The organism is Fenollaria sporofastidiosus (assembly GCF_943169635.2).
Classification (GTDB): domain Bacteria; phylum Bacillota; class Clostridia; order Tissierellales; family Peptoniphilaceae; genus Fenollaria; species Fenollaria sporofastidiosus.
Map to the genome: position 1 here is coordinate 1,526,959 of NZ_OW968186.1, position 12,748 is coordinate 1,539,706.

Genomic DNA, 12,748 nt, shown 5'->3' on the forward strand with positions numbered 1-12,748 from the left:
CTATGCCTCACTTTTACTTTTAAATATATAAAATTTATTTTCCTCGCCTTTAGTTAATCTCTTAATATTCTTAGAATGTCTTAGTATGCCAACGAAAGCAACAATAAAACTTATGATTACGGCTAAATTAAGCTCTTTGAAGCTTATAAGTGTATATATGAAAAAGCCTAAAAACATAAGTATCGATGCTAAAGAAACATACTTTGTAAGCAAAACTACTAAAAACATAAGCACAACTACAACTAATCCAAGCTTGTAGTCCATCGCAATGATTGCGCCCACAGTAGTAGAAACGCCCTTACCCGCATTGAAGTTTAAGTAAAAAGGAAAGTTATGTCCCAATACAACACCAACTAGTGCGATGTACTGTGCATAAGAAACATCAAAATATCTAGCTACAAGCACAGCTAAAACGCCTTTTAATATATCCAAAAACAGTGTTATAAGACCAAGCTTTGCACCAAATACTCTGAACATATTAGTCGCTCCAGCATTCTTGCTTCCGTAATCTCTTATGTCCTTCATCCTAAATATCTTTCCAAAAATATAAGAATTTGATATAGAGCCAATAAGGTAAGTAAGAATAAATAGTAAGATCTCCTTCATTACTCGCTCCTGTTCTTGTAATTTATGATTATAGATGTTCCTTCAAATGGATAAACATTTCTTATTTGATTTTCCAAAAATCTTGTATATGAAAAATGTGTTAGTTCTTTATCATTTACAAATATTGTAAACTCTGGCGGTCTAGTTCCAGATTGCGTTGCGTAAAGTATCTTAAGCCTCTTGCCTTTATCAGAAGGCGGTTGGTTTATAAGAGTTGCATTCGAAATTATATCGTTTAATAAACCTGTCGATAATCTGTAGCTATATGCTTCATTAATCTCCATAATCTTATCTATAAGCTCGTCAACTCTCTTGCCAGTAAGTGCTGATATGAAAAGTATCGGTGCATATGACAAGAACGGCAAGTTATTTCTAAGACTATCTGAGAAAGTCTTCATAGTTTTTGAATCTTTTTCAACTATATCCCACTTGTTTACACAGATGATGATGGCCTTGCCTTGATTGTGAGCGTAACCAACTACCTTAGAGTCTTGCTCTGTAAAGCCTTCAAGAGCGTCTATCAAAAATACGCATACATCAGCTCTATCAACACTAGATAAGGTTCTTACTTGCGAGTAAGCTTCGACGGACGAGTCAACTCTAGATTTTTTCCTAAGTCCTGCTGTATCAATAAACATAAACTCTTGTCCTTTTATGTTTATATATGAGTCTATAGCATCTCTTGTTGTGCCTGCGATATCAGTTACTATGACTCTCTCCTCGCCAAGTATTCTATTAGTTAATGATGACTTTCCAACATTTGGCTTACCGATAAAGGCAACCTTGATAAGTCCTTCCTTCTCTGCGAAGTCTCTATCTTGAGGAAGATTTTTTACTATCTCATCTAGTAAGTCTCCTAAGCCAAGTCCTTGCTCAGCAGATATAGACATAGGTTCACCTAAAGCAAGCTCATAGACATCATAAAAGTTGTCTTTTCTTTTGCCTTCAGTCTTATTTGCGACTAATATTACTTTTTTATTTGATTTTCTTAATATATTTGCAATTTCAAGGTCAAGTGCTGTGGCAGGGTCTCTACCATCAACAACAAAAAGTATCAAGTCAGACGCTTCGATAGCAATGTTTGCTTGCTTTCTAATGTTTGACATGATCTTGTCATCATCAAAGGGGTCTAGTCCACCAGTGTCAATGATGTCAAAGACGTGTTGTTGCCAACTTGCCTCGGAGTATATCCTGTCTCTTGTAACGCCAGGTGTGTCTTCAGTGATAGATATTCTTCTACCAACAATCTTATTAAATAAAGTTGATTTACCAACATTTGGTTTGCCTACTATACTAACAACAGCTCTATTCATATCGACACCTCCTTATCCTAATTATTATAACATAAAGACTTTTAGTTTTCAACACTTTAATAGCTATTGCAAGATATATTTCTCATATAAAAGAAAACGCATTATATATTACTCATAACAAACATCATTAGTGACTTATCATATGTAGTGAGGCGTGTAAGACCTCACTCACTGCTACTCATAATTCACACGCCACCCGCTTAGTAAGGATACCTTTTGTTCTTATGCTTTGAAAGATATACATAGCTCAATAAAAAAAAAGAAGCGAAAGATCTCTCTCGCTTCTTATATAGTCTTTATTCTTTTGTTTAGAATATACCTTCGTACATAGGGAATCTCTTGCAGATATCAGATACTCTTTGTCTAATTTTCTTTCTGTCGATAGATGTATCAAATGTATCTCTAAAGATTTCTGCAACTTCTCTCATTTCGTCTTCTTTGAATCCTCTAGTTGTTAAAGCTGGAGTACCAATTCTGATACCGCTTGTAACGAATGGAGATTCAGTTTCGTTAGGAATTGTGTTCTTGTTAACAGCAATACCGATTTCACCAAGCATAGCTTCTGCTTCTTTACCAGTGAAGCCTTTCTTCTTAACGTCGATTAAGATTAGGTGGTTATCTGTACCGCCTGAAATTAATCTGAAGCCATATTTGTCAAGTTCCTTAGCAAGTACTTGTGCGTTTGCTAAGATTTGCTTGCAATAGTCTTTGAATTCTGGTTTTAATGCTTCGCCAAATGCAACTGCCTTAGCTGCTATAACGTGCATTAATGGACCACCTTGGATTCCTGGGAAGATAGCCTTGTCTAGCTTCTTAGCATTTTCTTCCCTGCAAAGGATTGCTCCTCCTCTTGGTCCTCTTAGTGTCTTATGAGTTGTTGTTGTAACAAAGTCTGCATAAGGTACTGGTGATGGATGTAGATCAGTTGCTACTAGACCAGCGATGTGTGCCATATCTACCATAAGCATAGCGCCAACTTCATCAGCGATTTCTCTGAACTTCTTGAAGTCGATAATTCTTGGATAAGCACTTGCACCTGCTACTATTAGCTTTGGTTTTTCTTTTAGAGCTATCTCTCTAAGAGTATCATAATTTATAACTTCTGTCTTAGAGTCAACACCGTAAGCAGCAAAGTCAAAGAATGATCCTGAAATGTTAACTGGCGAACCGTGTGTTAAGTGACCGCCTTCGCTAAGGTTCATACCTAATACTTTGTCACCAGGCTTTAAGATTGAGAAGTAAACACCGATATTAGCATTAGCTCCTGAGTGTGGTTGAACGTTTGCATGTTCTGCCTTGAATAGCTTACATAGTCTGTCTCTTGCAATGTTTTCTGCGATGTCTACAACTTCGCATCCGCCATAATATCTTTTTCCAGGATAACCTTCAGCGTACTTGTTAGTAAGTTCGCTTCCCATTGCTTCCATAACAGCTTTTGAAACATAGTTTTCAGATGCTATCATTTCAAAGTGATCTTGTTGTCTGTCATGTTCTTTTTCGATGACATCAAAAATCTCTTTGTCTGTCTTTTTTAGATTGTCAAAATCCATGTTAATTCCTCCCTTAAAATAAAATTAATTTAATTTGTTTATGATTAATAAATCATTATCCCCTTTAGAATATTTTTTGTCATATGCCTTAACTATGACTAAAGATATTAATAGTAGGACTACACCTATTATTATACTATAAAAGTCTTGAACTTTAAAGCTTAATTTGCTAAAAATATAGTTTGAAACAAAAATTCCTAATAAAAATGCAAGTAAAGGTACTAAATATACCATCATTACACCTCTAAGCATTTTTCTTGAATCAACTTTTATTGATACCAAGTCGCCAACGTTGTAGTTTGCTCTCGGCTTCGCTTTAATTATATGCTCCTTTGACTCGCAGCCTGCTGCACATGACTCGCAAGAGCCGCATGCTGAGTCTCTCTTCATAGATATAAGCATCTGACCATTCTCAATTTTAATTACTCTACCAATGCTTTCATTTTCTTCCATCTAATAGGTCTCTAACGAGCTTCGATGCGATTAATAAACCGCCACTCGCCGTTACAAAGGATATCGACCCTGTCACCACCTTACCATCATCCTTCAGTTTTTTCTCTATAGGTAGTTCTTTTGAATAAACTACATTTATCTTCTTTTGTACGCTCTTGTCAATCTTTTGTCTTAACTTTCTTGCTAATGGACACACGCTTGTCTTGTCTAAAGTTGATATCTCAAGCTTTGTTGGATCAAGTTTGTTACCGCATCCCATTGCACTTATGACTTTTATCTTCTTTTCAATGCATGTCTCGATTAGCTCAATTTTATTTTTTAGCATGTCGATAGCATCGACTACATAGTCGTAATCTCTATCAAATATCTCATCATTAATTTCTTTCGAATAAATTTTGTCTATGCACCTTATGTCAAGTTCATCGTTTATCTTCAGAAGCCTCTGTCTCATAACATCGACTTTCTTCTTGCCGATTGTATCATCAAGAGCTAAGATTTGTCTATTGATATTTGATTCACTCACTGTGTCATAGTCAACTATGGTGATGTGCTCTATACCAAAGCGAACTAAAGACTCTAGTGTGAATGAACCGACGCCTCCTATGCCAACTATTAAAACATTTATATCTTTAAAACTATTAAATACTTCGTCTCCTAATACAACGCGTGTCCTAATCGTTCTTTTGGGCTTCATCTAGATCAACCTTTATAGATACTTCGTGTAGCTGCTTGTCATCAACTTCGCTTGGTGCGCCTGTCAATAGGTCTGTTGCTGATTGTGTCTTAGGGAAGGCTATAACGTCTTTGATGTTTTCGTGCTTTGTAAGTAATTGAACGAATCTGTCAAGTCCATAAGCTATACCTCCATGAGGTGGAGCTCCGTACTTGAAGGCCTCGATGAAGAAACCAAATTGTTCCTCAGCCCTTTCTTTAGTAAAGCCAAGTGCCTTGAACATCTTTTCTTGTAGCTCGGAGTTATTGATTCTTATACTGCCTCCACCAATCTCTTCGCCATTGATAACTATGTCATATGCTTTTGCCTTAACAGTATCTTTTCTTTCTTCGATATATGGTATGTCTTCAATCTTTGGATGTGTGAATGGATGGTGCATAGCCATGTATCTTCCTTCTTCTTCACTATATTCAAATAGTGGGAAGTCTGTTATCCAAAGTAGTTCAAACTTGTCTGGATCGTTTAAATTAAGTTCTCTAGCTACTTCATTTCTTAAGTTGCCAAGTGTCTTCTTAACAACAGATTTTTTATCTGCAACAAATAAAATTAAGTCATTGTTCTTAATATCCATCTCTTTAATAAGAGCTTCTTTTTCTTCATCAGTAAAGAATTTTGCTATAGGGCCTGTAAATTCATTTTCTACATACTTAACCCAAGCAAGTCCCTTTGCTCCAAATGTCTTTGCAAAGTCTTCTAGCTTAGTGATATCTTTTCTAGTAAACTTTTCTTGGTAGCCATTAATATTGATAGCGTTAACCATATTACCAGCATCTACAGTATCTTTGAACACCTTAAAGCCACTGTTTTTAAATATGCTGCTTACATCGTGAATCAAAAAGCCAAATCTTAAGTCTGGTTTATCCACACCGTACTTATCCATAGCTTCATCAAATGGCATTCTTCTTAAAGGAAGCTTGATATCTATATCCAAAATCTCTTTGAATATATGAGCAATAAGCTGTTCATTGATTGACATAACATCGTCTTCATCAACGAAGCTCATTTCGATATCGACTTGTGTAAACTCTGGTTGCCTATTGGCTCTAAGGTCTTCGTCTCTGAAGCACTTAGTGATTTGATAGTATCTATCCATGCCTGATACCATTAGTAATTGCTTAAATAATTGTGGAGATTGTGGAAGTGCAAAGAACTTTCCAGGGTTAACTCTACTTGGAACGATATAGTCTCTTGCTCCTTCTGGAGTTGACTTGCCAAGTATAGGTGTCTCTATCTCAATAAATCTGTGATCATTTAAAAAGTCTCTAAATGCTTTGTAAATTTTCGCTCTTGTCATAAGAGTCTTTTGCATGAATGGCTTTCTTAAGTCTAAGAATCTGTACTTAAGTCTCATTTGCTCACCTACATTGTCATCGTCTTTTACGTAGATAGGTGGAGTTTGAGCTGTGTCAAGTATCTTTAGCTCATCAGCTAACACTTCGATATCTCCTGTAGCTATGTGAGGGTTCTTTTGTGATCTCTCTCTAACCTTACCTCTAACAGCGATAACGTACTCGCCCTTAAGTCCCTTCGCCTTCTCAAAGACATCCTTAGAGATTGTCTCATCAAAAACGACTTGAGATATACCACTTATATCTCTTATATCAACGAAGATAAGTTGTCCTAGGTTTCTTTGAGTTTGCACCCAACCCATCAGCACAACTTCTCTTTCAATGTCTTTCATTCTTAGTTCGCCAGAGTAGTCACTCCTGCGTAAGTTTCCCATTGTTTCCATAAATATCCTCCCAATATTACAATATATCTTTATTATAAACACTGTTTATATACAATGCAATGTCCTTATAATTAAATTTACGCCTTAGCTCAGCGACTTCAATGTACTTCGATACAGCACCCGCACCGAAGGCGTATATGCTTGTAAGGTCGTTCATCGAAATTATATTATATATAGATGCCTTGTCTTTAAGTGCGAAGGCGACATTCTCAAGGTTAGAGTTTGTCATCTTCTGCCTGTACATATAGTACGGCTCGTAAGAGCTATCATAAAGCAAGGTGTAAATTTCTTTTGATAAGTCAATATTTTCTAATCTAAACTGCTCCTTAGTAATGACAGAGCGTCTTTTAAGTGCCAGATTATGTATAGTAATCGACTCTGGCCTCATCGCTATAAGCTTTTTTACTGAGTCAATATAATCAAGCTTTCCCTCTCCTTCAAGGCCTATAATAAGGTCCATGTTGATGTCGAAGTCATACACTCTTGCAAGCTCGTATGTCTTATAAAGCTCTTCAATATTTGCTCTTCTGTGAACCCTCTTAAGCGTTTGTTCATTCATAGTCTGCGGGTTAATACATATCCTTGTAACTCCATACTCATCTAAAATATCTAGCAAAGATGCGTCCATAGTGTCAGCTCTGCCACACTCAAAGGTAAGTTCTTTGAACTTATAATTTTCTTTTATGTATTTTAAGAGTCTTTCTATGCTATCGTGATCAAGGGCAGATGGAGTCCCTCCGCCTATGTATATGCTGTCAGGCTCGGATATATCTCTTCTCTTACTCTCCATACTCATCTCATAGATCACGGCTTCTACATACTTTGCATAGTCGTAGTTCTTCTTTGTGATATCGTTTGTGTAGAACGAACAATATGAGCAGATGCCTTTGCAAAATGGTATGTGTAGATACAAGCTGTACTTTGGCTTAAAAGATAGAGCCTGATTCTTGTAAGTTCTCTCTAAAAGTTCAAACTTTTCATCCGAGATAAAAAACTTTTCTTTGAAAGCCTCCTTATCATCAGACCTCGCATATAGCTTTAGTGGCTTAATTCCTGTAAGTATGCCCCAAGGTAGACTTATGTCTTCTTTCAAAAACTCCTTATATATCAGGGTCTTCATCTCGTTATTACTAAGTCCATCAAATGAAGTAAAAATTCTTTCACTTCCATCTATAGAAAAGCGTATGCCGCTTTCTAAAATCTCATAACTAATGCCATCTCTAATGTTTTGAAGCTCCCAAAAGAGCTCTTTTATTACCTTTATACTAGCTTCTCTTAGCATTTATGTAAGGATTGTTTGCCCTTTCTTCTTCAGAACTTGTATTCATACTATGTCCCGGATATATTATATGATTACCTTCTATCGCCAAAACTTTATTAACCGAGTCAATAAGTTCAGCTTCGTCGCCGCCATAAAGATCGCTTCTACCAACTGAGTGGAAAAATATAGTATCGCCTACGAATAAATCATCACCGATTTGATAAGTAAGGCCGCCCTTTGTATGTCCAGGAGTCTTTATAACATTAACAACTACGTCTCCAAATTGCATAGGACCTTCTTTGTCGATAGTGTGGTCTATATTTATAGGCTCGTCTATATAGTTTCTCATCTTATCGTTAAGCATAAAGTCTGTTCTTTGAGTCATCTCATAATCATCTTTTGAAAGGTAGCTAGGGGCGCTGCTTAATTCTCTTAAGGCGTTTACTCCTAGAACATGATCAAAGTGACCATGTGTTAAGAGTATCGCTTTTAAATTTAATTTATGCTCTTGCATATATGCATATAAGTCGTCTGCATTGCCGCCTACGTCAATAATTACCGCATCACCACTGTCGCTGCTGACAATGTATGAATTAGAGCCATAAACTCCAACATTTTTCTTAAAAATATTCATTTAAAACTCCTTCTTTGAATCTAATAATATAGTTACCGGTCCAGATAGATGTGCGTGTATGTGCATATCTGCTCCAAAGACTCCCGATTTAAAATTTATCCCGCCTATCTTTAATTTCTCTTTAAACATTTCATAATAGCTTTCAGCCTTCTCTGCCTTTGCGCTCTTCATAAAGTTAGGTCTGTTGCCTTTTCTAGCGTCACCATATAGTGTGAACTGCGAAACAAGAAGTATCTCACCGTCAATGTCTTGCACCGATAGATTCATCTTGTCTTCTTCGTCAGAGAAAATTCTCATATTAGTAACTTTTTTAAAAATATATTCAAGATCAGCATCTGTATCGTCATCTTCAACAGCAATGTAGACAAGCAAGCCGCCCTGTATTTCGCTTATAAGCTTGTCATCTACTTCCAGGCGAGTCTCTTTTACTCTTTGTACAACCGCTCTCATCTCTATGCCCTGTAGACATCTAGAACGCCGTTGATGGTCTTAAGTTTTTGCATCATCTTATCTAGTTCTTCCCTTCCCGAAACTTCAAATGTTAAATATATAAATATATCGCTTATAGTGTTGCTCTTTGCACTTAAGGATTGTATACCAATGCCTGCTTCCTTTGCCATGGCTGTGATTTCAGAAAGTATACCAGTTCTGTCAACCGCTCTGATGGTTACATTAGCAAGGAATTTTTCACTCGCTGCAACATCCCACTCAGCTTCCAGGCATCTGTCCGAGTCAAGTAAGTTAGCAATGTTTGTGCAGTCCTTTCTGTGTATAGAAACACCGTAGCCTCTTGTTACGAAGCCAATGATTTCGTCGCCAGGAACTGGGTTACAGCACTTAGCAAACTTTATCTTCATGCCTTCAAGTCCGTCTATCCTAACTCCTGTTGCATCCTTCTTTGATGAAGAGCTCTTTAAGTAGTCGTCCTCGTTCTTAGTTAGGCCGATATTTTCAATTGCATTCTTTATATTTATTATTTTATTTATAACAAGCTTTTCTTTAAAATTGCCATAGCCAATAGACGCAAATAAATCACTAATCGAGTTTATCGAAAGCTCTTTTGCAAGCTTATGGTAAATTTTTTCGTTGTCCAATATATTTAAGTCTAAGCCAAGCTTCTTAGCTTCTCTTTCAAATAGTTCCTTACCCTTCTCGATGCTGATGTCCTTTTCTTTAGACTTGAACCATTGCTTTATCTTCTGCCTTGCTCTTGGGCTCTTTACAAACTTTAGCCAGTCCCTACTTGGTCCTGTTGATGACTTTTGTGTGATGATCTCGACTATATTGCCATTCTTAAGCTTATAGTTAAGTGGAACTATCCTTGAGTCAACCTTAGCACCAACGCATGTGTTACCTACACCTGTGTGCACTCTATAAGCAAAGTCAACTGGTGTCGAGCCTTCTGGTAGGTCAACAACATCGCCGTTAGGTGTGAATACGAAGACCTCATCATCAAAGAAGTCAATCTTAAGAGTATCGATAAACTCTTTTGGATCCTTTAAGTCCTTTTGCCACTCTAATAATTGTCTTAACCAGTCAAGCTTATTGTCAACATCTTTGCCTTGTGCCTTGCCGCCCTTATACTTCCAATGCGCAGCAATACCAAACTCAGCAACTTCGTGCATCTCATATGTTCTTATCTGAATCTCAAATATCTCTCCAGTGTCAGAGATTACAGTTGTATGTAAGGACTGATACATATTTGGCTTAGGCATGGCTATGTAGTCTTTAAATCTTCCTGGAAGCGGCTTCCACATCGAGTGGACTATACCTAAGACAGCGTAGCAATCCTTAACCGTGTCTACCAATATCCTCACAGCTATAAGGTCATATATGCTCTCAAAGCTCTTGCTCTTGCCCTTCATCTTCTTATATATACTGTAGAAGTTCTTAGGCCTGCCGCTTATGTCGTAGTGAAGCTCTTGCTTATCAAGTTCAAGGGATATCCTCTTTATAATCTCATTAATCTCTTTCTCGCGCTCCGATCTCTTCTTGTTAATCTTCTCAACCAAGTCGTAGTAGCCTTCTGGGTCAAGGTATCTAAGAGATAAGTCCTCAAGCTCCCACTTAATCTTGAATATTCCGAGTCTTCCAGCAAGTGGTGCGTATATCTCTATAGTCTCCTTAGCCTTTTGCTTTCTCTTCTCTTCATTCATATACTCAAGCGTACGAAGGTTGTGAAGTCTGTCGGCAAGCTTAACTATGATGACTCTTATGTCGTTATTCATAGCAAGAATCATCTTTCTTAAGTTCTCAGCTTGGAAAGCCTCCGAGCTCTTATAATTTAACTTGTTTAATTTAGTTACACCATCGACAATGTTTGCGATGTCTTCTGTAAATAAATTTTTAACATCATCATAAGTTGCAGGCGTATCTTCAACAACATCATGAAGCAAAGCCGATATGATGGTTTCAACGTCCATATCTAGGTCAGCTAGTATGATAGCTACATTGACAGGGTGAATAATATAAGGCTCTCCAGACTTTCTCTTTTGATCCTTATGCATCTCGCTTGCATATTCATAAGCCTTCATAACAAAAGCAATCTCGTCCTTTGTCATGTACTTTTCAATAATTTTAATTAAATCTTCTATCATAAGCTCACCTCCTAAACCTAAAGTGCTTTATATTTATATCAAGGCTCTTAGTGCCCATATATTCATTAACTTGAAGATTGTAGCAAATATCCATAATTATCTCTTTGCCATCAGCTAAATCTCTGTTAATGTCAGATTCATATTGATCTAAGTAGTCTTTCTTAAACTCATCTTCCTTGTAGAATAGTATAGCTGTTATCAGATTGTCAAGCTTTGTTCTAAACCTTAGCTTTATAACGTTGCGGTTCTGTCCAAATACATTAATACTTTTCAAAACAAGATCTTTATCTGCAAATAAAACTTCAGGATTCTTCTCACCGAATGGCTTTAGCTTCTCTATGCTGTCATAAGTTGAAAATTTTTGAAAATCAACTGGATAAAGTGCATCAATATATACCTTCTCGACCTTGTCATCGTCAGTTAGATTGGAATTTTTATTCATGAAATCAACAAAGGCATCATAATTTTCAACTTTTAACTCCAAGCCCGCCGCTAGCTTATGGCCTCCAAACTTATTTAAGTACTCCTTGGCCTTGCTTAGCTCATCAAAAAGGTTGTACTCCTCTATAGATCTTGCAGAACCATACAGAATACCGTCTTCTTCATATAGGGCTATCGCAGGTCTGTAGTACCTTTCCTTAAGCCTTCCAGCGACAATACCTGCAACACTTCTCTCAAGATTTTTCGATTTTACAACTATAAGATCCTTAGCATCAAAATTTTCATCCGCTTCAATCGCCTTTATAGCCTCGTCGTAGCCAAGCTCTGTTAAGTCCTTTCTCTCCTGATTAAGTGCATATAGCTCCTTGCAGATATCTATAATCTTGTCGTCATCATAAGACTCAAAAGCTGCAATTGCGTGATTGGCATTGCTTAGTCTGCCTATAGCGTTGACCGATGGTCCTAAGATAAAGCCGATGTGAAAAACATTTATATCTTTATCAATTTTTAGCTCGCTCTTTAGATGAGAAAAAACCTTAGATGGTCTTTTATTCATAAGCTCCAAGCCCCTCTTTAAGAGGTCTCGGTTCTCATCAAGAAGCGGCATGATGTCAGTTATAGTTGCAAAGGCTGCATACTGAATTATCTCATCTATAAGGTCTGGATCAAATTCATAATCCTTGCTAATGTATGTGATCAGCTTAAAGGCAACGAATGCTCCACAAATCTCTGTGAATGGATAAGTAGACTTTTCCACCTTAGGATCAATTATCGCATCAGCGTCTACCTTAATTTCCTTACCATCTTCTATCTTTGGTAAATGGTGGTCAGTAACAATAACTTTTATGCCTTGCTCCTTTGCATACTCTATAGCCTCAAAAGCCGATACACCATTGTCACAAGTAATTATTAGCTTAACCTTGTCATTAAGACAATTATCAACTATACGCTTATTTATACCGTAGCCATCCGCCTTTCTGTCCGGCACTTCAAAACTTGCATCAGCACCAAAGTACTTAAGAGCTCTTAAAAGTATTGTGCAGGACATAATGCCATCCGAGTCATAGTCGCCTACAATGCGTATCCTCTTTTGATTTTTTATAGCGTCCCCTATAAGCTCACGTGCTAAGTCCATGTCAGGCAAGCCTTCAGTGCGGTAAATCTTTGTGTAGTCATCATTTAAGTAGTCGATGACATCATCAGTTTCAACGACCCCTCTGTTACAAAGAACTTTCGCTAATAAATCATCCTTAACTACGCTCTTAACATCTGCATATTTATCTGCATTTCTATTTTTTATAAACCATTTTTGCATACAATAACCCCATTATCTATATTTATTTATTATATCACAAAGCGCTGTATATTAAAAGCCTTTTTTATAAAGAATATCAATATAGCATAGCTCAATTTCAAGTCTTAGGAGGA

General features: G+C 36.9%; 11 protein-coding genes. All 11 read right to left on the bottom strand.

What is annotated here, in order from left to right; all coding sequences use genetic code 11:
* Positions 1–606: a glycerol-3-phosphate 1-O-acyltransferase PlsY gene (plsY, locus tag KO172_RS07585; protein WP_215493129.1), complete on the bottom strand. Its 606-nt coding sequence runs from the start codon at positions 604–606 to the stop codon at positions 1–3.
* Complete coding sequence (gene der, locus KO172_RS07590) at positions 606–1,919, bottom strand: ribosome biogenesis GTPase Der (protein WP_215493131.1); 1,314 nt, start codon at positions 1,917–1,919, stop codon at positions 606–608. Before der ends, plsY begins: the two co-directional genes overlap by 1 nt.
* A gap of 308 nt (positions 1,920–2,227) precedes the next feature.
* Positions 2,228–3,469 (bottom strand): serine hydroxymethyltransferase, encoded by a 1,242-nt coding sequence (gene glyA, locus KO172_RS07595; protein ID WP_215493133.1) that lies wholly within the window; start codon positions 3,467–3,469, stop codon positions 2,228–2,230.
* A gap of 24 nt (positions 3,470–3,493) precedes the next feature.
* The gene (locus KO172_RS07600) at positions 3,494–3,922 is read right to left on the bottom strand and encodes a SoxR reducing system RseC family protein (RefSeq protein WP_215493135.1); all 429 of its coding nucleotides are present in this window, start codon (positions 3,920–3,922) and stop codon (positions 3,494–3,496) included.
* Positions 3,909–4,616: a tRNA threonylcarbamoyladenosine dehydratase gene (locus KO172_RS07605; RefSeq protein ID WP_215493138.1), complete on the bottom strand. Its 708-nt coding sequence runs from the start codon at positions 4,614–4,616 to the stop codon at positions 3,909–3,911. The genes KO172_RS07600 and KO172_RS07605 overlap by 14 nt, the downstream gene beginning before the upstream one ends.
* On the bottom strand, positions 4,594–6,387 hold the full coding sequence (gene aspS / locus KO172_RS07610) for an aspartate--tRNA ligase (RefSeq protein WP_215493140.1): 1,794 nt from the start codon (positions 6,385–6,387) through the stop codon (positions 4,594–4,596). Before aspS ends, KO172_RS07605 begins: the two co-directional genes overlap by 23 nt.
* A 16-nt stretch (positions 6,388–6,403) precedes the next feature.
* Positions 6,404–7,669: a coproporphyrinogen dehydrogenase HemZ gene (gene hemZ / locus KO172_RS07615; RefSeq protein WP_215493142.1), complete on the bottom strand. Its 1,266-nt coding sequence runs from the start codon at positions 7,667–7,669 to the stop codon at positions 6,404–6,406.
* Positions 7,653–8,282 (bottom strand): MBL fold metallo-hydrolase, encoded by a 630-nt coding sequence (locus KO172_RS07620; RefSeq protein WP_215493150.1) that lies wholly within the window; start codon positions 8,280–8,282, stop codon positions 7,653–7,655. Before KO172_RS07620 ends, hemZ begins: the two co-directional genes overlap by 17 nt.
* Positions 8,283–8,732 (bottom strand): D-aminoacyl-tRNA deacylase, encoded by a 450-nt coding sequence (gene dtd, locus KO172_RS07625; RefSeq protein ID WP_215493159.1) that lies wholly within the window; start codon positions 8,730–8,732, stop codon positions 8,283–8,285.
* A gap of 2 nt (positions 8,733–8,734) precedes the next feature.
* The gene (locus tag KO172_RS07630) at positions 8,735–10,879 is read right to left on the bottom strand and encodes a RelA/SpoT family protein (RefSeq protein WP_215493161.1); all 2,145 of its coding nucleotides are present in this window, start codon (positions 10,877–10,879) and stop codon (positions 8,735–8,737) included.
* Positions 10,880–10,883: 4 nt separating this feature from the next.
* Entirely contained in the window at positions 10,884–12,635 is a 1,752-nt protein-coding gene (recJ, locus tag KO172_RS07635) for a single-stranded-DNA-specific exonuclease RecJ (RefSeq protein WP_215493163.1), read from the bottom strand.
* Between the last annotated feature and the right edge of the window lie 113 nt (positions 12,636–12,748).

Excerpts from the sequence above, each read along its gene's own strand:
- hemZ (WP_215493142.1), bottom strand. The coding sequence starts at position 7,669 with ATGCTAAGAGAAGCTAGTATAAAGGTAATAAAAGAGCTCTTTTGGGAG.
- dtd (WP_215493159.1), bottom strand. The coding sequence starts at position 8,732 with ATGAGAGCGGTTGTACAAAGAGTAAAAGAGACTCGCCTGGAAGTAGAT.
- aspS (WP_215493140.1), bottom strand. The coding sequence starts at position 6,387 with ATGGAAACAATGGGAAACTTACGCAGGAGTGACTACTCTGGCGAACTA.
- plsY (WP_215493129.1), bottom strand. The coding sequence starts at position 606 with ATGAAGGAGATCTTACTATTTATTCTTACTTACCTTATTGGCTCTATA.
- recJ (WP_215493163.1), bottom strand. The coding sequence starts at position 12,635 with ATGCAAAAATGGTTTATAAAAAATAGAAATGCAGATAAATATGCAGAT.
- KO172_RS07600 (WP_215493135.1), bottom strand. The coding sequence starts at position 3,922 with ATGGAAGAAAATGAAAGCATTGGTAGAGTAATTAAAATTGAGAATGGT.
- KO172_RS07620 (WP_215493150.1), bottom strand. The coding sequence starts at position 8,282 with ATGAATATTTTTAAGAAAAATGTTGGAGTTTATGGCTCTAATTCATAC.
- KO172_RS07630 (WP_215493161.1), bottom strand. The coding sequence starts at position 10,879 with ATGATAGAAGATTTAATTAAAATTATTGAAAAGTACATGACAAAGGAC.
- glyA (WP_215493133.1), bottom strand. The coding sequence starts at position 3,469 with ATGGATTTTGACAATCTAAAAAAGACAGACAAAGAGATTTTTGATGTC.
- KO172_RS07605 (WP_215493138.1), bottom strand. The coding sequence starts at position 4,616 with ATGAAGCCCAAAAGAACGATTAGGACACGCGTTGTATTAGGAGACGAA.
- der (WP_215493131.1), bottom strand. The coding sequence starts at position 1,919 with ATGAATAGAGCTGTTGTTAGTATAGTAGGCAAACCAAATGTTGGTAAA.